A 19,224-nucleotide genomic window follows, 5' to 3' on the forward strand; every position below is an offset into this window, starting at 1 on the left:
CCCAGCCTTTGGCCGCCTTAACCGGCGGTCTTTTTTTATTCTGGCGAGGGGCGGCTCTCTCTACCGAGGCTGACAGTCAAGCGCACCGAACAAGCAGAGCGCCGGGGACCGGCACAACGGGGCCAGGCCCCTCCAGCACGCCCCTCCAGCACGCCCCGCCAGCCCCGTACCTGTTCGCCGGAGTCTTATCGCCAGTGCCGCTGCTGCACCTTGCGGCTGCGGCCGACGCCCAGGGCCAGGCCGAGCAGCACCAGGGTTCCCTCCACCAGCCAGGCCAGCAGCAGCGCACAGGCGATGGCCCAGGCAATCGCCTCGGGCGCCAGCAACACCTGGTAGCGGTAGGCGGCGTAGGTCTCACCGAGCAACTGGTCATCGGCCGCCGTCGCCAGGTGCCAGACCTGGGCATACCAGGAGCCCTGCATGGCCTGCCACTCACGCTCGAGCCACTGGTCCCGTTCGACCAGGGCAGAAAGACTCTGCGCATCGCTGCGCATCACCTCATCCTTGCTGGCCCGGTAGTGCGCCACCAGCGCCTGCAGATCGCCGGCGAAGAAGCGCTTGGCGGTGACCCGAAAGCCTTCCAGACCCTGCTCAGCTTCCAGCCGGTGCGCCTCGACGCGTTTGGCGTAGTCGTCGACGAATCCCGGCACCTGTACACCGAGCAACAGCCCCAGGGCGAACAGGGTCAAACGCAGATAGCTTCTAAACATGCATGCCCCATGACTCGGATGACTTGAGAGATAGCGCGCCGTGCCCGCTAGGTGTTGCCCTGGGCCAGGCACTCGCCGGCCCGCCACAGCCGCCACTCACCGGGCTGGTAGAGGTTCCAGCGCTCGTTGTCGGTCAGCGGCTCGGTGGCCAGCACCGTGACCACGTCGTTGGGCGTGGTCTCGGCCTGGAAATCCACCCGCACGTCGACATCCTTCAGCTGCGCCGGGCCAAAGGGCGCGCGCCGGGTGATGTGCGCCAGTTTGCTCGAACAGAAACTGAACAGCCAGTCGCCGTCGCTGAGCAGGCAGTTGAATACGCCGTGGCCGCGATAGGCCACGCAGGCCGAGACCAGGCCCGGCAACACCACCTCCACCGGCACCGGCTCCGGGAAGGCCGCGCGCAGGCGATTGAGCAGGTCGCAGAAGGCCGCCTCGCTGTCGGTATCGCCCACCGGCCGGTAGAAGCCCGGGGCCGGACTGAAATCGGCCAGCTGGCCGTTATGGGCGAAACACCAGTTGCGCCCCCAGAGTTCGCGCACGAACGGGTGGGTATTGGCCAGGCACACCTTGCCGACGTTGGCCTGGCGAATATGGCCGATCACCACTTCGCTCTTGATCGGATAACGCTGCACCAGCTGCGCCACCTCCGACTCGCTGCTCGCCCGCGGCTCCTGGAACAGACGCAGGCCGCGCCCCTCGTAGAAGCCGATGCCCCAGCCGTCACGGTGCGGCCCGGTGCCGCCGCCACGGCGCATCAGTCCGGTGAAGCTGAAGACGATATCGGTGGGCACGTTGGCACTCATGCCGAGCAGTTCGCACATGACTAGAAGGCTCCGGCCAAGGTGTTGCGCAGCCGTTCGGCCTGCGTCTGCAGTTGCGCCTCCAGGCGCCTGCGCCCCTGCGGCAGGAAGCGCGTGACGGCGCGCCAGATCAGCCGCAGCACATCGCCGCGGCGACGCGGAATCAGGTGCAGATGCAGGTGCGGCACGTGCTGGTTGGACGCCGGGCCGTCGTTGATCAGGAAGTTGATCCCCTCCTGGCCGTAACCGGCCGCGCGTAACCCACTGGCGACCCTCTGGGCTAGCTCGAGCAGGCGCTCGCGGGCGGCCGCGGACAGGTCGCCCAGTGTGGGGGCATGCTCACGGCTGACGATCAGCACATGGGCCGGGCGCAGAGGAAAGATGTCGAGCATGACGATGAAGTACTCGTCCTCGTAAAGCCGGTAAGCCGGCAGGCGATCGGCGGCAATCGTACAAAACACACAGTCCATAAGCCCTCCTGGCACACCATGGCCCCGTCTGCCCGTCTCTCGGCCGGCCCGAAGACGCGCGGTCAGAGACGTGGTTCGAGCCGCCGGCCGCGGGCGCCTTGCGCTGCGAGGCGGCGGTCGTCGCCCTCGTCCTGCATCAGCTCACGCAGGGTCGGCGCCCGTTCCGCGGCCACCGGCTCGCTCGCCCGGCGGGCCTTCCACCAGCGTTCGATGGGCCAGCGTACGGCGACGAACAGCAGGTAGACGGCGAAGGCGATCAGGCCATACATGGCCAGGTCGGCCACCGCGCGCCAGGCGTTGTCGCCGACCTTGAACAGCACATCCATCGCGGTAATGGCCACGGCCGGGGCGAACAGCTCCTTGCTCGGCTCGACGATGGTCGGGGTCAGCAGCAGCACCGCGGCCAGCAGGCGCAGGGGCTCGCGCAGGTAGCGCCACATCCAGCCGGTCAGGCGGAACCAGACCAGCAGGCAGCCGAGCGCGGCGACGGCATAGATGGCCCAGGCCAGTTGATAATCGTCGTAAATCATAGCGTTGCTGATCCCTGGCATGGCGGGGCTGACAAAGTGGGGCTTATGATAACGGCTTTTGCGCGGTTCGGCGCCTGCGCCGTCGCCCCGTTTGCCCCTGGAGTTGCCCCATGCCGCACGCCCCTATCGCCCGCATCGAGCCTGGCGCAGACCCCTACCGCTGGCTGGAAAATCGCGACAGCCAGGAGGTGCTCGAGCATCTGCGGGCGGAGAACGCCTACCTGGATGCCGAACTGGCCGAGCAGGCGCCCTTGCGCGAGACCCTGTTTCAGGAGATCAAGGGCCGCATCCGCGAGACCGACCTGTCGCTGCCCGCGCCCTGGGGCCCCTGGCTGTACTACCAGCGCACCACCGCCGGCGACGAGTACCCGCGCCACTACCGCTGCCCGCGTCCGGCCGACGGCTCCCTGGCGGTCGACGAAAACGCCGAGCAGTTGCTGCTCGACCCCAACGCCCTGGCCGAGGGCGGCTACCTGTCACTCGGCGCCTTCAGCATCAGCCAGGACCATCGGCGCCTGGCCTACAGCCTGGACCGCAGCGGCGACGAGATCTACCGCCTGTTCGTCAAGGAACTGGACAGCGGTGCCCTTAGCGAATTGCCGTTCGACGACTGCGACGGCAGCATGACCTGGGCCAATGACAGCCAGACCCTGTTCTTCGGCGAACTGGACGAGACCCACCGGCCGCACAAGCTCTATCGCCACCGCCTGGGCAGCGACAAGGCCGAGCTGGTGTTCCACGAGGACGACGGCCGCTTCTTCCTGCATTGCTACCGCAGCAGCTCGGAACGCCAGCTGCTGCTGGCCCTGGACAGCAAGACCACCAGCGAGACCTGGGTGCTGGATGCCGACACCCCGCAGCAGCCCTTCCGCTGCCTGGCGCCACGCGAGGATGGCCACGAGTACCACGTCGACCACGGCAAGCTCGACGGCGCCTGGACCTGGCTGATCCGCAGCAACCAGGCCGGCATCAACTTCGCCCTGTTCCAGGCCCCGGACGATGGCGCCACGCCCACCCGCGAGCGCTGGCAGCTGCTGCGCGGCCACGACCCGCAGGTGATGCTCGAAGGCCTCAGTCTGAACGCGCACGCCCTGACCCTCAGCCTGCGCGAGGGTGGCCTGCCGATCATCGAGGTGCAGCCCGAGGGAGGCGCGGCCTACCGGGTCGATCTGCCGGATGCGGCCTACAGCCTGTACGTGCAGGACAGCCTGGAGTTCGCCAGCCCGGTGATCCGCCTGCGCTACGAGGCGCTCAACCGGCCCGCGCAGATCCGCCAGCTGGAACTGGCCAGCGGCGCGCAGCGGGTGCTCAAGCAGACCCCGGTGGAAGGCCCGTTCGACGCCGACGCCTATCTCAGTCAGCGCCTGTGGGCGAGCGCACCGGACGGCAGCCAGGTGCCGATCAGCCTGGTGGCCAGGCGCGAAGTGTTGCAGGCCGGACAGCCGGCACCGCTCTATCTGTATGGCTACGGCGCCTACGGCGAAAGCCTCGACCCCTGGTTCTCCCATGCGCGCCTGAGCCTGCTCGAGCGCGGCTTCGTCTTCGCCATCGCCCATGTGCGCGGCGGCGGCGAGTTGGGCGAGGCCTGGTACCGCGCCGGCAAGCTGGAACACAAGACCAATACCTTTACTGACTTTATCGCCTGCGCCGAGCACCTGATCGCCGGCGGCTACACCGCCGCTGACCGACTCGCCATCAGCGGCGGCAGCGCCGGTGGCCTGCTGATCGGCGCGGTGCTCAACCAGCGCCCCGAGCTGTTCGCCGCGGCCATCGCCGAGGTGCCCTTCGTCGATGTGCTCAACACCATGCAGAACCCCGACCTGCCGCTGACCGTCACCGAGTACGACGAATGGGGCGACCCCAACCAGCCGGCCGTATTCGCACGGATCAAGGCCTACGCGCCCTACGAAAACGTTCGGCAGCAGGCCTACCCGGCGATCCTCGCCGTCGCCGGCTACAACGACAGCCGCGTGCAGTACTGGGAGGCGGCCAAATGGGTGGCCAAGCTGCGCGCCAACAAGACCGATCACAACCTGTTGCTGCTCAAGACCGACCTGGAGGCCGGCCACGGCGGCATGAGCGGCCGCTACCAGGCGCTGCGCGATGTGGCTCTGGAATATGCCTTCCTGCTCAAGGTATTCGGACGGGCCTGAGCGACGCGAGACCCGCGAGTGAGCGGAGCATCACAGCTTCCGGCGAATGGCAGTTGGCAAGCCTGCGCCGGACAGCTAACGTCGCCGCTGAGCATGCCTATCGACCCCTGTAGCAGAGCCCCAATGCCAGACAACTCCCACCTGATCGATGAAATCCGCGACATGCTGCTCGACAGCGGCCTGTTCAACAACCTGCAGGCGCACGAGATCCTCAGCGCGGCCGGTTATTTCAACATCAGCAGCTACGAGCCCGATGCGATCATCTGCAACGAAGGGGATGCAGGCACCTTCATGTGCATCATCCATTTCGGCGCGGTGTCCATCTGCAAGACCAATTCCAACGGCGACAACATCGAGATCGCCCAGCTGCGCAAGGGCCGCGCCTTCGGTGAAATGGCCGTGCTCGACGGCGAGCGGCGTTCGGCCAGCTGCGTGGCCATCAGCGACTGTACCCTGCTGGTCCTGGCCAAGGATTCGCTGGAGAAGATGCTGCAGGAAGCGCCCAAGGTGGCCGCCCAGGTCATCCGCGCCATCGCCGTGAGCATGTCCAAGCGCCTGCGCATGGTCGACGGGCAACTGGTCGAGCAACAGATCTAGCGGCGCAGGCACGTTCAGTCGACCCCCTCCCGGGCGTTGCGCCGGCGCTGCTGCTCCAGCAAGGGCAACTCGCCATCGGCCGGCGCCAGGCTGCCGCGCGGCGACTTCAGCCACAGTCCCTCCTGGCCCCGGCCATCGTCGAGCAACCTCGGAGCCTTCGGCGGATTGCGCGGCTCGGGCCGCACAAAGGGCTGCGGCGTCGGCGTCCCGGGCGCCCCGGCCGCACGCTCGGCCGGCACCAGCAGCCGCTCGCCGGCATCCGCACCGACGGCCAGCAATCCCAGCAAAGACACCAGCAACAGCCGCATCGACGCTCTCCCGTTTGCAAACCCCGATGTCCATTGGGCCATGCGCCGCTGGATAAGTGCCGGGCATGCAGTTCTCAGCGACCATCGGCAGGACTAAACTGCTGCCAAGCACCAACGCCCAGCAACGGACACCCTCGCCATGAGTTCGGACAAATCCCCCTCGCCCACCGCCAAGCTCGACCGCATTCTCGCCGAGGCCCAACGCAGCCGCGAAGAAGGCTACCGGCAGAAGGCCCTGAAGATGTACCCGCACGTATGCGGCCGCTGTGGCCGCGAGTTCTCCGGCAAGCGCCTGAGCGAGCTGACCGTGCACCACCGCGACCACAACCACGACAACAATCCCCAGGACGGCTCCAACTGGGAACTGTTGTGCCTGTACTGCCACGACAACGAGCACTCGCGCTACACCGACCAGCAGTACTTCAGCGAAGGCTCGACCGCCAGCCAGCAGGGGCCCAAGGTCACGCACAAGGCGTTCGCCGACCTGGCCGCCCTGCTCAAGAGCAAAGAGTAAGCCGTCGGCCGCCGCGCCCCGTATACTGGCGCCCTTTGTCCAAGGGGCCAGTCTGGTGGCGAACAAGAGATACAGCTGCATCGGCCTGTTCAATCCCAAGTCGCCGGAAAACGTCGGCGCGGTGATGCGCGCTGCCGGCTGCTACGGGGTCAGTTCGGTGTTCTACACCGGCAAGCGCTATGAACGTGCCCGCGACTTCGTCACCGACACCAAGCGCGTCCATCTGGACATCCCCCTGATCGCCATCGACGACCTGCAGAAGATCATCCCGCTGGGCTGCACCCCGGTCGCAGTGGAGCTGGTCGAGGGCGCGCGGCCGCTGCCCGAGTACACCCACCCGGACCGGGCGATCTACATCTTCGGCCCGGAGGATGGCTCGCTGGACAAGCACATCCGCGACTGGTGCGAAGACGTGGTCTACGTGCCCACCCAGGGTTGCATGAACCTCGCCGCCACGGTCAACGTGGTGCTCTACGACCGCCTGGCCAAGGGCAACAACACCAAGTCCGGGCCGTTGTTCTGACCCGCGTCGCAGGCCGGCCACCTCAGTTCCGTCGACCTCCCGGGCCTTGGCCGCGGTACCGGCTCCCTAGCGCCCCGACTTCAGGCGGCTGAAGGCCCGGGTCAGGGCGCGATTGAACGGACGGGCGTTGTCGTTCTTGGTGTAGAGCTTGCCCTGCAGCTCGGCTGGCGGGTAGGTACCGGGGTCATCGCGGATGGCCGGGTCGATCGCCGCGGCCGCGGCCGGCACCGCGTTGGCGTAGAAGATGCTGTTGGTGATCGCCGCGATGACCGGCGGCTCCATCAGATAGTCCATCAGTGCCAGGGCAGCCTGCGGGTGCGGCGCATCCTTGGGAATCACCATCGCATCGAACCAGAGCAGCGCGCCCTCGCGCGGGATGCGGTACTCCAGGCTGTAGAGTTTGCCCGCCTGCTCGGCCTGGGCCGCGGCGATCGACACATTGCCGTTCCACGCCATCGCCAGGCAGGTGTTGCCGTTGGCCAGGTCGTTGATATTGCGATCGTTGTCGAAGTAGCGGATGTACGGCCGCACCTTGGCCAGGTGGGCTTCGGCCGCCGCGAGGTCGTCCAGGCTCTGCCGGTTGATATCCAGGCCCAGGTAGCGCATGGCCGCGGCGAACACCTCGTTGGGGTCGTTCAGGTAGCTCACCCCGCAGTCGGCGAAACGCGCCACCACGGCCGGGTCGAGCAACATCGCCCAGCTGTCGAGCGGTGCCCCGGGCATGCGCGCCTCGATCGCCTGGCGCTGGTAGCCGATACCGGTGGTGCCCCAGGCGTAGATGCCGGCGTAGCGATTGCCAGGGTCGAAGGTCGCCATGTGTCGCAGGTACTCGGCACCTAGCCCGGCATAATGCGGCAGGCGGCCCTTGTCCAGCGGCTGCAGGGCGCCGCTGCGGATCGCCCGACTGAGGTGCTGGCCCGAGGTCAGCACCAGGTCGTAACCGCTATGGCCGGTGAGCAGCTTGGTCTCCACGGTTTCCAGGGAGTCGAAGTGATCGACCACCACCCGAATGCCGGTCTGGGCTTCGAAGTTCGACAGGGTGTCCGGCGCCAGGTACTCGTTCCAGATATACAGGTTGACCTGCTTGGCCGGCTCGGCGGCCGCTAAGCCCAGGCTGGCCGTCAGTGCCAGGGCGGCAAGGCTTGCACAAGTTTTCATCTAGACCTCCTGAGGCTTGCTCGCCGCGTACTGCGGCATGGTGATGCAGGCGACGTTGCCGCCACCGAGCAGGATCTCCCGCGAACTCTCGATGCCGAGGATGCGGTGCTGGGGGAACAGCTCGGCCAGGGTGGCCTGGGCAATGCGGTCATTGGCGTCGCCGAACAGCGGCAGGACGATGGCCGAGTTGCCGGCGTAGTAGTTGATGTAGGACGCGCAGATCTGCGTGCCCGCCTGACGCAGGTGGGTGCCGTCGACCTGATCGAGGCCCGCGGCCTCCTCCACCGTCCACTCCAGCACCCGCGGTTGCGGCAGCTTGTGCACCTCCAGCTCGCGACCCCGGGCATCGCGGGTGCTGCGCAGGATGTCGTAGGCCTCCTGGTAGATTTCCCACTGCGGGTCGTTGCGATCGTCGGTCCACTGCATCACCACCACGCCGGGGCGGACGAAGCAGGCTAGGTCGTCGATATGGCCGTCGGTCTCGTCGAACTTGCAGCCGCGCGGCAGCCAGATCACCTGCTCGGCGCCCAGGTAGTCGGACAACCGGCGGGTCATCTCGTCCTTGCCCAGGTGGGCGTTGCGGTTGCGATTGAGCAGGCACTGCTCGGTGGTCAGCAGGCTGCCCTGGCCGTCACTCTGGATGCCGCCCATCTCGGCGATGAAGGGCGCGCGATAGCGATCGAAGCCCTCGATCTCGAGGAGCTTCTGGGCGATCTGGTCGTCCTTGTCCCAGGGGTAGTAGAGGCCGCCATCGAGGCCGCCGTAGGCGTTGAACTCGAAGTCGACGCCACGCACCTCGCCGCTCTGGTCATTGACCAGGAAGGCCGGGCCGCTGTCGCGGAACCAGGTGTCATTGCAGGTCATTTCCACCACCCGCACCTGGGCCGGTAGCAGACGGCGGGCGTTGGCGTATTGGGCGGCGGAGGCACAGACGGTGACCGGCTCGCTGCTGGCGATGGCACTGACGATCTCGACCCAGACCCGCTGCGCCGGCTTGGCGCCGTTGCGCCAGACATCCGGGCGCTCCGGCCAGCCGAGCCAGCAACGGGTCTTGGGTTCGAACTCGCCAGGCAGGCGGAAGCCGTCGGCCTTGGGCAGGGAAGTCAGGGAACGCGCCATCGAACACCTCATGCTGTCGGGGAAGGATGTCCAGACAGTACGCGGCGCCCGAGGCGGGCTTCCAATGACGATTTTCGCGGAACCGGTGAATTCAATTCATGAGTCACCTAGCTGATCACTCAACCAGTTCATGAATTGCACCACCGCCGGCTTGTCCAGGCGAATCCGCTCGCAGACCAGGGCGTACTGGCCGAGGGCCGTGACGCTGGCGGCGAAGGGCCGCACCAGGCGCCCGCTGGCCAAGTCCTCGGTGGCCGTCAGGTTGTCGCCGATAGCCACCCCCTGGCCCTGGGCGGCGGCCTCCAGGGCCAGGCCGGCATGGGCGAAATACAGCTGGCGGCTGGCCTGGACATCGCCGGCATGGCTGGTCAGCCAGGCCATCCAGGTCTTGCCATCCTGGTCGTCGTGCAGCAGGCACTGGCGGACCAGGTCGCGCGGCTGCTTGAAGCCGCCCTGATTGAACAGGCCGGGGCTGCACACCGGGAAGAACTCCAGGGTCGGCAGGGGCCGCACGAAGTAGCCGCTGGCATCCTCCGGGCCGGTGCCGTAGGTGATCGCCAGGTCGATGTCGCTGCCCGGCAGCGCTTGTTCCAGGGCCTGCTCATGCAGGTGCAGGGTGATCTGCGGAAAACGCGCGCTGAAGTCGGCCAGGCGCCGGATCAGCCACTTCTGCGCCAACTCGGCGGTCACCGCCACCCGCAGCTGCGCCTGCGAGGCCGGGTCGCGCAACGCGTCGCAGGCCTCGCCAATCAGCTCGAAAGCCTGCTGCAGGCTGTGCAAGAGTCGCTGCGCCGCCGGGGTCGGGCTGACCTGGCGCCCTTCACGGGCGAACAGCGGGGTGCCGAGCTGGTCCTCGAGCTGACGGATCTGGTGGCTGACTGCGCTGTCGGTCACGCACAGCTCGGCGGCGGCGCGTCCGAAGTGGGCGTGGCGGGCGGCGCACTCGAAGGTACGCAAGGCGGTGAGCGAAGGCAGGCGGCGCATGGGACCTCAGGGCAAGGCGATGCGCCGCATCCTCGCCCAGACCGGCGAGGACGTCCAGAACTGCAGGCGGTTAACGCAGCAAACGGCTGTCGAGCACCTTGGACGAGGTGCCCATGACGTTCTCGGTGAGTTGGACGAAGTCCTCGGTGCTGACCTTGTCCATGCGCATCAGGCCGCGGGTGACGTCGTCCAGCGAGCGCGGCTGACTGTCCTTGGTCTTCTGGCGGATTTCGCGGTCGAGTTCCTGCAACAGCAGCACGGCGCGCGCGGTGACCGGACCCTGGACGCGGCTGCCACGCAGGCTCTTGACCGGCTTGCTCCACTTGATCAGTTGCTCGCGGACCTTCTGGTAGCGCCCCTCGCTGATGCCACCGGCGCGGCGCATCAGCTCGATGGCGTAGTACTCGGCCAGGCCCTCGGTGATCCAGTCACTGCGCTCGCGCGACTGGATGCGGCTGAACACATGCACCAGTTCGTGGACCAGGGAACTGGTGCCGTTCTCGCTGACCAGCGGCCGCGCGCTATGCATGTAGTAGGAGTTGGTCGCCGACAGGCCGCCGCGCCACATCGGGTCGCCCGCGCCGACGATCAGCAGCTTGGCCGGATCGCGCGGGAACACCTCCTGCAGCTGCGGCCAGACGAAGGTCAGCAGGGTGAGAATATCCATCCGCCGCATGCCCTCGCCGATCGGCGCCGCCACGGTCACGTCGGTCTGGCCGAGCTGGGCCCGGCGGGTGCCGAGCTTGCCGGCGACTATCCAGCCGGTCGGCCGGTCGAACTTGCGCTGCGGGTTGTCGATGCGGAATTTGTGCTTGCCGATCCGCGGCCAGCCGGTTTCCACGCCACGCCAGCCCTTGGGCAGCTCGAACTGCAGGCGACTGACCAGTTCGGTCTTGTCCTGCTGACGCAGGCGTGCGCTGGGTACCAGGTCGTCGCCGCGCAGCAGGGCCCAGTCCGGGGTCATGCGCGCATCGAAGCGGCTGTCGCCACGCGGATGGCTGACGCGCACCCGGTAGCGCAGGCTCGCCTTGCCCTTGGCCGGCTGCCAGACTCCGCGACCGGGGGTATCCTCGCTCCACTGGCCGTCGGCGCTGAAGTCGCTGTAGGCGCCTTCATCGCCCAGGTCGAAGTCCAGGCTGATGACCCGCTCGCCCTTCTCCAGGGTCAGGCTGACCTCGGCCTGGTCGCTGTCCGGGATAAAGCGCACCCGGTAATCCAGGTCGACCCGGTTGCTGGCCGCCCACAGCGGGGCGCTCAGGCACAGCATGACGGCGGACAGCAGCAGACGGCGAATCGACATGAGCAACAACTCCTTGTGGGTGGGACGCTACAACTTATCCATAGACAGGATAGCGACTGGGCCATTCACCCAGGCAAAACGATAGAGGGGGCGCCGGCGGCGCTCAGCCGGCGCGGAAGATCAGGTGTTCTTCCCAGTCGTCCTCGGCCACGCTGTTCTCGCTGAGCATGCGCCCGGACTGGGAGATGCGCTCGATATGCACCGCCTCGGGATCGCCGCAGACCAGGTGGTGCCACAGCGGCAGGTCCTTGCCTTCGCTGACCAGGCGATAGCCGCAGGTCGGCGGCAACCACTGGAACTGGTCGGCCTGGGCCGGAGTGAGCTGGATGCAGTCGGGCACGAAGCGGGTGCGATTGGCGTAGTCGGTGCAGCGGCAGGTCTTCAGGTCCAGCAGCTTGCAGGCGATGCGCGTGTAGTAGACGCAGCCGTCGTCCTCGTCCTCGAGCTTCTGCAGGCAACACAGCCCGCAGCCGTCGCACAGCGACTCCCACTCCTGCTGATCGAGCTGATCGAGGGTCTTGCGTTTCCAGAAGGGTTCGACTTTGGCGGCCATGGCGAGGGTACGGCTGTGGGCGAAAAGGTCGGCAGTCTAGCGCGGCGCCTGGCGCCGGCCAAGGGTGCCACGCCGAATGGCGCGGGTCAGCCGGCTAATAGCCGCGGGCGAAATCCACGCCGCCGCGCAGCGCATCGCCGGCGCGGTAGCGTGCCAGGTTGTCGAGGAACAACTGCACCAGCAGGCGCGGCTCGGTGGGCGCGGCGCTGTGGCCGGTGAGCAACAGGTTCGGTGCGTTCCAGAACGGGTGGCCGGCGGGCAACGGCTCCTGCCGGCAGACGTCGATCACCGCCCCGGCCAGCCGCCCCTGCTCCAGGGCCGCGACCAGGTCGGCGTCGACCACCGCGGCGCCGCGCCCGGCGTTGATCAGCAGCGCGCTGGGCCGGAGCCGGGCCAGCAGGGCGGTATCGTAGACATCGCGCGTGGCCGGGGTATCGGGCAGCAGGTTGACCAGGTAATCGGCCGCAGCGGCCAGGCGTGGCAATTCGGCCATGCCGGCCACCTCGACGAAGGGCGCCTGCTCACGGGCACGGTTGGCCACCCCGCTCGACTCGACGCCGAACGGGGCCAGAAACTGCGCCACGCTCAGGCCGATGTCGCCGCAGCCGACGATCAGCACCCGCCGCCCCGCCAGGCTGTGCGGCAAACGGTTGTCCCAGCGCTGCTCGCGCTGAGCGGCCTGGCGGGCGAACAACCGGCGCTCGTGGGCCAGCAGATGACACAGCACGTACTCGGCCATCACCTGGCCGAAGATGCCCACGGCGCGGCTCAGCCGATAGTCCTGCGGCAGGTCGGCGGCCAGCAAGGGAGTGATCCCCGCCCAGGTCGACTGCAGCCACCGCGGTTTGTGGCCCAGGCGCAGCAGGGCTGCGAGCAGGTCCGGCTGGCCCAGCCACAGCGGGCAGTCGTCTGCCCGGCGCGCCAGTTGCTTGAGGTCGGCGCCGCCGTGCAGCTGCAGATCGGGGGCGGCCTGCTGCAGCAGCGCGGCATAGCGGGCGTGGTCGGCTTCGGCGATCAACAGGCGCATGCGGCTATCCCTCGCGGCTCAGACCGGATCGTTGCGGCGCAGCAGTTCTTCCGGCAGGTGCTCGATGTATTCCTCTTCCGGTGGCGGCATCTGCAGGTGATAGCCCTGCTGGTCGAGGTTCTCCAGCACCTTGTGGATGTCCTCGCGGGCCAGGGTGCGCTCCGGCGAGAGCACCATGTCGAAGGTGTGCAGCGGCGCACCGAAGGCCGCCAGCAGGGTCTCGGGCACGCGCTTGAGGGCATCGCTCTTGAGCACGTAGAGGTACATCTCGTTCTTGCGCGGGCTTTTGTAGATCGAGCAGATGCGTTTCACGCGGAGTCTCCTTTACCGGCCAGGCAGTCGAGCAGTGCCTGGCCCATCAATTCGCGGCGCCAGCCACGCAGGGCGTCCGGCAGCTGGTAGGGGCCATCGGGGTAGCCGGTTTTCAGCAAGGCTTCGAGGGTCTTCTTGCGCAGCATCAGCTCGGGGGCGATATCCAGCCGCTCGGCCTCGCGCTGGCCAATCGCACGCAGCTTCTTCAGCAGCGCCGAGGCCTCCACCGGCAGCGGCTCGGGCAGCGCCTCGGGCCAGTCGCTCGGTGGCAGGGCCGCGGCGTCCTTGATCAGCTGCAGCAGGGTCTCGCCGTCCTGGCGCACGGTCTTGGGATGCATGTCCTCGATCCGTGCCAGCGCCACCAGGTTGTCCGGCTGGGTGCGCGCCAGCGGCCACAGCGAGTGTTCGCGAATGATCCGGTTGCGCGGCTGGTTGCGCGCCCGCGCCTGCCGCTCGCGCCAGGCGCACAGGGCGCGCAGCACCGCCAGTTGCTGGCGCGACAGCTTCCAGGCCAGCTTGGCCTCACGGTAGGCCTCGTCCGGATCGACCTCGCGGCGCAGGTTGGCCACCAGTTCGGCGCCGTCCTCCAACACCCAGGCGTTCTTCTCGGCGGACAGGCGCTGGCGCAGCGCGAGGTAGATCTGCGCCAGGTGCAGCACATCCTCGGCGGCGTAGCTGACCTGGGTCTCCGACAGCGGTCGCTGCAGCCAGTCGGAGCGGGTTTCGCCCTTGGGCAGCTCGATGTCGAGCACCGCCTGGACCAGGCGCGAATAGCCCATGGAGAAGCCCAGGTTGAGGTAGCCGGCGGCCAGCTGGCTGTCGAACAACGGGGTCGGCAGGCTGCCGGTCAGGCGCAGGAAGACTTCCAGGTCCTCGCTGCAGGCATGCAGCACCTTGACCACCGCCGGGTCTTCGAGCAAGGCGGCGAAGGGCCTCCAGTCCTCGATCAGCAACGGATCGATCAGATAGGCCCGCTCGCCCTCGCTGACCTGCAACAGGCCGGCGATCGGGTAGAAGGTGTCGACCCGCATGAACTCGGTGTCCACGGCGACGAAGGACAGACCACGCCAGCTGGCGCAGTGCTGCGCCAGGCTGGCGTCGTCACGGATCCAATGAATATCTATAGCCACGCGGCTCTCCCCTGAATAATGCCGCGCAGTATATATCGCCCAGCCCGGTTGCCGGGCATGCGTGGCGACGAAGCAGTGCCAGCCCGGGCCGAGAGCCCCACAGCGGCGTCCTAACTGTGTAACCTGTCGCCGCGCTTTTCGATGCTGGCTTCGACACAAGGAAATAAGAACAATGAAGAAACTGCTTGGCCTGGCCGTGCTGGCGATCGGCGCCGGGGCCGCCTATCTGCTCCTCACCCCCAGCCCGATCGACCCGCTGGCCTGGCAGGCGCCGCCCGCCCCGGCCATGACCGGCGTACTGGAGCCCAACGACACCCTGATGAAGGCCGAACTGCTCGGCCGCGGCCAGGTCCATGGCCCCGAAGACAGCGCGGTGGACGACCAGGGCCGGGTCTACAGCGGCCTGCACGACGGGCGTATCGTGCGCATCGACGGCGATGGCGGGCTGGAGACCTTCGCCGACACCGGTGGTCGGCCGCTGGGCATGGACTTCGACGCCGCCGGCCGGCTGATCGTCGCCGACGCCTACAAGGGCCTGCTGGCCATCGACCCTCAGGGCCGGATCCAGGTGTTGAGCACCGAGGCCGAGGGCGTACCGTTCAAGTTCACCGATGACCTGGATATCGCCAGCGACGGCACCATCTACTTCAGCGACGCCTCCTCGCGCTTCGAACAGCCGGACTACCTGCTCGACCTGCTCGAGGCCCGCCCCCATGGCCGCCTGCTCAGCTACGATCCGGCCAGCGGCGAGACCCGCGTGCTGCTCAAGGACCTGTACTTCGCCAATGGCGTGGCGCTGTCGGCCGCCGAGGACTTCGTCCTGGTCAACGAGACCTACCGCTACCGCATCACCCGCTACTGGCTCAAGGGCGACAAGGCCGGCAGCCACGAGGTGTTCATCGACAACCTGCCAGGCCTGCCGGACAACCTCCAGGGCGATGGCGCCGGCACCTTCTGGGTCGCCCTGCCGAGCCCGCGCAAGGCCGACGCCGACTTCCTCCACCGGCATCCCTGGCTCAAGGCGCAGCTGGCCAAGCTGCCGCGGGCGCTGTGGCCCAAGGCGATTCCCTACGGCCTGGTGGTGGCGCTCAACGAACAGGGTGAGATCGTCCGCAGCCTGCACGACACCAGCGGCTCGCATCTGCGCATGATCACCTCGGCCAAGCCGGTCGGCGACTACCTGTACCTGGGCAGCCTGGACAACGACCGCATCGGCAAGCTGCAGATTCGCTGATCTGCGCAGCCACAAAAGCCCGCGCCGGTCAGCCGGCCGCGGGCTTTTTCAGCGGCGCAGCAAGGATCAGCCGCGCTTCTCGGCGATCCAGATGGTGTGCCGCGTGCCCCGGTTGCCGTGGGCGTAGACCTGCACTTCCTCCACCTTGAAGCCGGCCTTGCGCACCTTGTCGGCGAACTTGCGGTCGGCGCTGGCCGACCACACCGCCAGGATGCCCCTGGGCCGCAGGGCCTGGAAGCAGCGGCGCAGCCCTTCGGCCGAATACAGCCAGCTGTTGCGGCGCTGGGTCAGGCCCTCGGGACCGTTGTCGACGTCCAGCATGATGGCGTCGTAGCCCTGCTGCGCCGCATTCAATTCGACGGCCACGTCGCCCTGGATCAGCCGCGTGCGCGGGTCCAGCAACGGATAGCCGGACTTGGCCCCCAGCGGCCCGCGATTCCATTCGACCACCCCCGGCACCAGCTCGGCCACCGCCACCTCGGCATCGGCGCCCAGGTGCAGCAAGGCAGAGGCCAGGGTAAAGCCCATGCCCAGGCCGCCGATCAGCACCCGCGGCTGCGGGCGCCCGGCCACCTTGCGGCAGGGAATCGCCGCCAGGGCGTCCTCGGAGCCATGCATGCGGGTGTTCATCAGCTGGCCGCCGTCGCCGCCGGCGATCTTGATCACGAAATCCTCGCCGTACTCGAACAGGCACAGCGCGCCCGTGGTTTCCGGAATCGGGGCGGTGCCCAGCAATACAAAGCGCTTCATCGACGTCTCATCCCGGGCCGCGCCCGCCGCAAAAGGGGGCAACATACAGCAGACGCAAGCGCAGCGCCGCTAACAGACGCCGGCAAACGCGCCGCGCTGCCGGCCGACGCTAGTTTCTCGGCTCGCTCTTGAGCGAATAGTCGAGGATGCCGGGGACCGGAGACTCCGGCACATGGACCTGGATGAAGCCGTAGCCCAATGCGGTATGGCAGGCATTGCAGCCCTGCTGGGCCTGGAGAAAACGCTTGCCGAAGGCATCGCCGTCCTGCGCCTCGATGGCCTTGCGCAGGGGTGCCAGGTAGCTGCCTTCGAAGGCTTTGAGCATCTCGCGCCGACGTGGGCGGGTCACCTCGGCCACCTCCTGCGCCTCGCCCAGCTCTTTCAACTGGTACTGCGCCAACCCCCAGTTACCGCCCTTGGCCGCCCAGTAGAGCGCCGCAAAGCGATAGCCGATCTCGTGCATGACCACCCCCAGGCCCGGCTGGATGGACGCCAGGGCGTCGACCCGGCTTTCCAGGTCACCCTCGCGGATACTCTTCTCGCCGGGCTCGCCGGCCCCCAGGACGAGCACCGGCAACACTACCAGACCGATGAGCGACGCCACGCTGCGGAACATCTTTCCTCCTCCTCTTGCCCAGTATTGGCAAGCCTGTGCCCTGTCTGCAGCGTAGTTCAAAGGGATGCCTGTGGCGGCCGGCCAAGGACCGCCGATGCTCATCGCGGCGATTCCGGGTTTATCATGGACCCCGCCCTTAACGGACTCAGGACACCCGCCATGCCCCTCGCCCAACTGATCACCCCGGCCGCTCTCCAGGCCCGCCTGCAGCAGCCCGGCCTGGTGCTGCTCGACTGCCGCTTCGCCCTCGATGACCCGGCCTATGGCCTGCGCAGCTATGCAGAGGGACACATCCCCGGCGCCCGCTTCGCCGACCTGGAGCGCGACCTCTCCGGCCCGGTGCGCCGGGGCGTCACCGGCCGCCACCCGTTGCCGGCACCAAGCGAGCTGAACGAGCGCCTGCGCACCTGGGGCCTGAACCACGACAGCGAGGTGGTGCTGTACGACGACGGTCCCGGCGCCTTCGCCGCCCGCGCCTGGTGGTTGCTGGCCTGGCTGGGCAAGCGCGAAGGCGTCTACCTGCTCGATGGCGGCCTGAACGCCTGGCGTCGGGCGGGCGGCGAACTGACCCACGCGCTGCCGGCGGTTCAACCCGGCCACTTCGAGGGTGCGGCCGACAGCAGCCTGCTGATCGATGCCGAGCGGCTGCAACAGCGCCTGAGCGATCCACAGCTGTGCCTGCTGGATGCCCGCGCCCTGCCGCGCTTTCGCGGCGAGGTGGAGCCCCTGGACCCGGTTGCCGGGCATATTCCCGGCGCCCAGTGCGCGGCGTTCACCGACAACCTGGACAGCGACGGCCACTTCCTCCCGGCCGAACAGCTGCGCCAGCGCTTCGCCGCCCAGCTCGGCCAGCGGCCGGCCAGCAGCCTGGTGGCCTACTGCGGCTCGGGCGTCACCGCCTGTCACAACCTGTTCGCCCTGTGCCTCGCCGGCTATCCGCTGGCGCCGCTGTACGCCGGTTCCTGGAGCGAATGGATCACCGATGCGGCCAGGCCGGTGGCCACCGGCGACTGAAACGCTCAGCCGCCGAGAGGCGCGCGGGCGCAGCGAAGACAGCCTCGCTGCCCCGCCTAAGCACCAAGCGGAATATAGGCAATAACCGAAAGCTGAAAACAATTTAAAAACATAACTTTACAGCCCAAAGGTCGCACTAGACTTCAACATGAGCGGCTAACCCCGCTCCCGGTGGGGCCTTTATCAGAACAACATAAGCTGCCATGCGCTCCGGCCCCACCGGCCACCTGTCGCGAGGGCTATATGGGAATTGCCGCCAGCGAGCTCGCTCAACACGTCATCCGCCCCACCCTGACCTACCTGGGCTGTCATTGCGCTAGCGCCGAAGCCCTGCTGCTGGGGACGGCCGCCAGCCAGTCCGGGCTCGGTCAGGCCCTCGACAGCCGCCACGGCCATGGCCTCTACCGCATCGGCGAACGGCGTCACCAACAGCTCTGGGACCTGCACCTGGCCCGCGACCCGGATCGCGCCAGTCTGGTGCGCGGCCTGGCCAGCCAGCATGCCTTTCTCGCCGCGCCGCACTTGGAGTTGACGGTCAACCTGCGCTACGCCACGGCCATCGCCTGGCTGCTGATCGAGATGGAAAACCTCGAACTGCCTGCCGCCGACGACCTGCTCGGCCTGGCCCGGATCTGGCGTCAGGTGTTCCAGCCCCATGGCCGGCCGCGTGACTTCGTTGCCGCCTGGCAGCGCTGCGTCGGCACGCTCAGCCGGGTCGCCTGAAGCCGCTGGCAATTCGGCGGGCGCTTTAGGCTACAATCGCGCGGCGAGCCAACAACAAGAACACGCCGCGTGAGACAGCCATGACCGCACTCTGCACTGCCTTACCCGATCACCTCTGCCTGTTACTGGTAGATGACCACCGGATCTTCCTCGACGGCCTCAGCCTGGCCCTTGCCCCGCTCTGCCCGGACCTGCAGATTCATACCGCGCAGAACGCCGCCGAGGCCGAACGCTGCCTGCGCCAGCGTGATTTCGACCTGATCCTGCTGGACCTGCGCCTGCCCGACATCGCCGGCCTGGATCTGTTGCAACGCTGGCAGCAGCAGGGCCGCATGACCCCGGTAGCGATCCTCAGTGGCAGCGACTCGAACCTGGATGCCCAGGCGGCCATCGCCGCCGGCGCCCTGGGCTTCATCCCCAAGAGCGCCGACGGCGATGGCTTGCGCCAGGCCGTGACCCGCGTGTTGCTCGGCGAGACCCTGCCGCTGACCATCGACAAGCCGCCGCTGACGCCGCGCCAGCAGGAAATCCTCCTGCTGTTGGCCGACGGCCTGCCGAACAAGGCCATCAGCCGCCACCTGGGGCTGGCCGAAGATACGATCAAGACCCACCTCAAGGCGTTGTTCCAGGAACTCGACGTGCACACCCGCACCGCGTGCGTCAGCGCCGCCCGCCAGCGCGGCTGGCTGTAGTCGCGCG

The 19,224-nt window shown here is 67.8% G+C and carries 23 protein-coding genes; 8 read left to right on the forward strand and 15 right to left on the reverse strand.

What is annotated here, in order from left to right; all coding sequences use genetic code 11:
- Nucleotides 1-185: 185 nt before the first annotated feature.
- From AB5S05_RS10850 to AB5S05_RS10865, 4 genes are all read right to left on the reverse strand, one after another.
- Nucleotides 186-710, reverse strand: coding sequence for a DUF2937 family protein (locus AB5S05_RS10850; protein ID WP_369287529.1), 525 nt, complete (start codon nt 708-710; stop codon nt 186-188).
- Nucleotides 711-757: 47 nt separating this feature from the next.
- On the reverse strand, nt 758-1,531 hold the full coding sequence (locus tag AB5S05_RS10855) for a class II glutamine amidotransferase (protein WP_369287530.1): 774 nt from the start codon (nt 1,529-1,531) through the stop codon (nt 758-760).
- A 2-nt stretch (nt 1,532-1,533) separates the two neighbouring features.
- Nucleotides 1,534-1,980, reverse strand: a complete 447-nt coding sequence (locus tag AB5S05_RS10860) for an HIT family protein (protein WP_369287531.1) — start codon at nt 1,978-1,980, stop codon at nt 1,534-1,536.
- A 62-nt stretch (nt 1,981-2,042) separates the two neighbouring features.
- A complete protein-coding gene (locus AB5S05_RS10865; protein WP_369287532.1) occupies nt 2,043-2,510 on the reverse strand; it encodes an MFS transporter in 468 nt (155 codons plus the stop codon).
- A 110-nt stretch (nt 2,511-2,620) separates the two neighbouring features.
- Here AB5S05_RS10865 and AB5S05_RS10870 point away from each other — a divergent pair, with 110 nt between their 5' ends.
- Nucleotides 2,621-4,663 carry a S9 family peptidase gene (locus AB5S05_RS10870; RefSeq protein ID WP_369287533.1) on the forward strand — a complete coding sequence of 681 codons (2,043 nt, stop codon included), beginning with the start codon at nt 2,621-2,623 and terminating at the stop codon, nt 4,661-4,663.
- A 123-nt stretch (nt 4,664-4,786) separates the two neighbouring features.
- On the forward strand, nt 4,787-5,260 hold the full coding sequence (locus AB5S05_RS10875; RefSeq protein ID WP_369287534.1) for a cyclic nucleotide-binding domain-containing protein: 474 nt from the start codon (nt 4,787-4,789) through the stop codon (nt 5,258-5,260).
- Nucleotides 5,261-5,274: 14 nt separating this feature from the next.
- On the opposite strand, the gene AB5S05_RS10880 is transcribed toward AB5S05_RS10875, so the two are convergent.
- The gene (locus AB5S05_RS10880) at nt 5,275-5,568 is read right to left on the reverse strand and encodes a hypothetical protein (RefSeq protein ID WP_369287535.1); all 294 of its coding nucleotides are present in this window, start codon (nt 5,566-5,568) and stop codon (nt 5,275-5,277) included.
- A gap of 139 nt (nt 5,569-5,707) precedes the next feature.
- Here AB5S05_RS10880 and AB5S05_RS10885 point away from each other — a divergent pair, with 139 nt between their 5' ends.
- Together AB5S05_RS10885 and AB5S05_RS10890 are read left to right on the forward strand one after the other, a co-directional pair.
- Nucleotides 5,708-6,082: a YajD family HNH nuclease gene (locus AB5S05_RS10885; protein WP_369287536.1), complete on the forward strand. Its 375-nt coding sequence runs from the start codon at nt 5,708-5,710 to the stop codon at nt 6,080-6,082.
- Nucleotides 6,083-6,137: 55 nt separating this feature from the next.
- The gene (locus AB5S05_RS10890; protein ID WP_369287537.1) at nt 6,138-6,605 is read left to right on the forward strand and encodes an RNA methyltransferase; all 468 of its coding nucleotides are present in this window, start codon (nt 6,138-6,140) and stop codon (nt 6,603-6,605) included.
- 66 nt (nt 6,606-6,671) lie between these two features.
- Here AB5S05_RS10890 and AB5S05_RS10895 read toward each other — a convergent pair whose 3' ends face one another.
- The 8 genes from AB5S05_RS10895 to rnd form a co-directional block, all read right to left on the reverse strand.
- Entirely contained in the window at nt 6,672-7,763 is a 1,092-nt protein-coding gene (locus AB5S05_RS10895; RefSeq protein WP_369287538.1) for an extracellular solute-binding protein, read from the reverse strand.
- A complete protein-coding gene (aguA, locus tag AB5S05_RS10900; protein WP_369287539.1) occupies nt 7,764-8,882 on the reverse strand; it encodes an agmatine deiminase in 1,119 nt (372 codons plus the stop codon).
- Nucleotides 8,883-8,978: 96 nt separating this feature from the next.
- On the reverse strand, nt 8,979-9,866 hold the full coding sequence (locus AB5S05_RS10905; RefSeq protein WP_369287540.1) for a LysR substrate-binding domain-containing protein: 888 nt from the start codon (nt 9,864-9,866) through the stop codon (nt 8,979-8,981).
- A gap of 70 nt (nt 9,867-9,936) precedes the next feature.
- On the reverse strand, nt 9,937-11,166 hold the full coding sequence (locus AB5S05_RS10910; protein ID WP_369287541.1) for a hypothetical protein: 1,230 nt from the start codon (nt 11,164-11,166) through the stop codon (nt 9,937-9,939).
- Nucleotides 11,167-11,269: 103 nt separating this feature from the next.
- Nucleotides 11,270-11,719, reverse strand: coding sequence for a YcgN family cysteine cluster protein (locus AB5S05_RS10915; RefSeq protein WP_369287542.1), 450 nt, complete (start codon nt 11,717-11,719; stop codon nt 11,270-11,272).
- A gap of 94 nt (nt 11,720-11,813) precedes the next feature.
- Entirely contained in the window at nt 11,814-12,746 is a 933-nt protein-coding gene (locus AB5S05_RS10920; protein WP_369287543.1) for a D-2-hydroxyacid dehydrogenase, read from the reverse strand.
- An 18-nt stretch (nt 12,747-12,764) separates the two neighbouring features.
- On the reverse strand, nt 12,765-13,058 hold the full coding sequence (locus tag AB5S05_RS10925; protein WP_369287544.1) for a YcgL domain-containing protein: 294 nt from the start codon (nt 13,056-13,058) through the stop codon (nt 12,765-12,767).
- Nucleotides 13,055-14,188, reverse strand: a complete 1,134-nt coding sequence (gene rnd / locus AB5S05_RS10930; RefSeq protein WP_369287545.1) for a ribonuclease D — start codon at nt 14,186-14,188, stop codon at nt 13,055-13,057. Before rnd ends, AB5S05_RS10925 begins: the two co-directional genes overlap by 4 nt.
- 172 nt (nt 14,189-14,360) lie before the next feature.
- Between rnd and AB5S05_RS10935 the strand changes: the two genes are divergently transcribed.
- On the forward strand, nt 14,361-15,422 hold the full coding sequence (locus AB5S05_RS10935) for an SMP-30/gluconolactonase/LRE family protein (protein ID WP_369287546.1): 1,062 nt from the start codon (nt 14,361-14,363) through the stop codon (nt 15,420-15,422).
- 66 nt (nt 15,423-15,488) lie between these two features.
- On the opposite strand, the gene AB5S05_RS10940 is transcribed toward AB5S05_RS10935, so the two are convergent.
- On the reverse strand, nt 15,489-16,172 hold the full coding sequence (locus AB5S05_RS10940; protein WP_369287547.1) for a spermidine synthase: 684 nt from the start codon (nt 16,170-16,172) through the stop codon (nt 15,489-15,491).
- A 109-nt stretch (nt 16,173-16,281) separates the two neighbouring features.
- Nucleotides 16,282-16,788 (reverse strand): hypothetical protein, encoded by a 507-nt coding sequence (locus AB5S05_RS10945; protein ID WP_369287548.1) that lies wholly within the window; start codon nt 16,786-16,788, stop codon nt 16,282-16,284.
- 159 nt (nt 16,789-16,947) lie between these two features.
- Between AB5S05_RS10945 and AB5S05_RS10950 the strand changes: the two genes are divergently transcribed.
- The 3 genes from AB5S05_RS10950 to AB5S05_RS10960 all read left to right on the forward strand — a co-directional run bounded on the left by AB5S05_RS10950 (nt 16,948) and on the right by AB5S05_RS10960 (nt 19,217).
- Entirely contained in the window at nt 16,948-17,802 is an 855-nt protein-coding gene (locus tag AB5S05_RS10950; protein WP_369287549.1) for a sulfurtransferase, read from the forward strand.
- A 243-nt stretch (nt 17,803-18,045) separates the two neighbouring features.
- Nucleotides 18,046-18,525 (forward strand): hypothetical protein, encoded by a 480-nt coding sequence (locus AB5S05_RS10955; RefSeq protein ID WP_369287550.1) that lies wholly within the window; start codon nt 18,046-18,048, stop codon nt 18,523-18,525.
- Nucleotides 18,526-18,605: 80 nt separating this feature from the next.
- Nucleotides 18,606-19,217 (forward strand): response regulator, encoded by a 612-nt coding sequence (locus tag AB5S05_RS10960; protein ID WP_369287551.1) that lies wholly within the window; start codon nt 18,606-18,608, stop codon nt 19,215-19,217.
- Nucleotides 19,218-19,224 lie beyond the last annotated feature (7 nt).

Source organism: Pseudomonas zhanjiangensis (genome assembly GCF_041027545.1).
In the GTDB taxonomy this organism is placed as follows: Bacteria; Pseudomonadota; Gammaproteobacteria; order Pseudomonadales; family Pseudomonadaceae; genus Aquipseudomonas; species Aquipseudomonas zhanjiangensis.

Coding starts and splice junctions, on each gene's coding strand:
- AB5S05_RS10850 (WP_369287529.1), bottom strand. CDS start 710: ATGTTTAGAAGCTATCTGCGTTTGACCCTGTTCGCCCTGGGGCTGTTG.
- AB5S05_RS10855 (WP_369287530.1), bottom strand. CDS start 1,531: ATGTGCGAACTGCTCGGCATGAGTGCCAACGTGCCCACCGATATCGTC.
- AB5S05_RS10860 (WP_369287531.1), bottom strand. CDS start 1,980: ATGGACTGTGTGTTTTGTACGATTGCCGCCGATCGCCTGCCGGCTTAC.
- AB5S05_RS10865 (WP_369287532.1), bottom strand. CDS start 2,510: ATGATTTACGACGATTATCAACTGGCCTGGGCCATCTATGCCGTCGCC.
- AB5S05_RS10870 (WP_369287533.1), top strand. CDS start 2,621: ATGCCGCACGCCCCTATCGCCCGCATCGAGCCTGGCGCAGACCCCTAC.
- AB5S05_RS10875 (WP_369287534.1), top strand. CDS start 4,787: ATGCCAGACAACTCCCACCTGATCGATGAAATCCGCGACATGCTGCTC.
- AB5S05_RS10880 (WP_369287535.1), bottom strand. CDS start 5,568: ATGCGGCTGTTGCTGGTGTCTTTGCTGGGATTGCTGGCCGTCGGTGCG.
- AB5S05_RS10885 (WP_369287536.1), top strand. CDS start 5,708: ATGAGTTCGGACAAATCCCCCTCGCCCACCGCCAAGCTCGACCGCATT.
- AB5S05_RS10895 (WP_369287538.1), bottom strand. CDS start 7,763: ATGAAAACTTGTGCAAGCCTTGCCGCCCTGGCACTGACGGCCAGCCTG.
- aguA (WP_369287539.1), bottom strand. CDS start 8,882: ATGGCGCGTTCCCTGACTTCCCTGCCCAAGGCCGACGGCTTCCGCCTG.
- AB5S05_RS10905 (WP_369287540.1), bottom strand. CDS start 9,866: ATGCGCCGCCTGCCTTCGCTCACCGCCTTGCGTACCTTCGAGTGCGCC.
- AB5S05_RS10910 (WP_369287541.1), bottom strand. CDS start 11,166: ATGTCGATTCGCCGTCTGCTGCTGTCCGCCGTCATGCTGTGCCTGAGC.
- AB5S05_RS10915 (WP_369287542.1), bottom strand. CDS start 11,719: ATGGCCGCCAAAGTCGAACCCTTCTGGAAACGCAAGACCCTCGATCAG.
- AB5S05_RS10920 (WP_369287543.1), bottom strand. CDS start 12,746: ATGCGCCTGTTGATCGCCGAAGCCGACCACGCCCGCTATGCCGCGCTG.
- AB5S05_RS10935 (WP_369287546.1), top strand. CDS start 14,361: ATGAAGAAACTGCTTGGCCTGGCCGTGCTGGCGATCGGCGCCGGGGCC.
- AB5S05_RS10940 (WP_369287547.1), bottom strand. CDS start 16,172: ATGAAGCGCTTTGTATTGCTGGGCACCGCCCCGATTCCGGAAACCACG.
- AB5S05_RS10945 (WP_369287548.1), bottom strand. CDS start 16,788: ATGTTCCGCAGCGTGGCGTCGCTCATCGGTCTGGTAGTGTTGCCGGTG.
- AB5S05_RS10950 (WP_369287549.1), top strand. CDS start 16,948: ATGCCCCTCGCCCAACTGATCACCCCGGCCGCTCTCCAGGCCCGCCTG.
- AB5S05_RS10955 (WP_369287550.1), top strand. CDS start 18,046: ATGGGAATTGCCGCCAGCGAGCTCGCTCAACACGTCATCCGCCCCACC.
- AB5S05_RS10960 (WP_369287551.1), top strand. CDS start 18,606: ATGACCGCACTCTGCACTGCCTTACCCGATCACCTCTGCCTGTTACTG.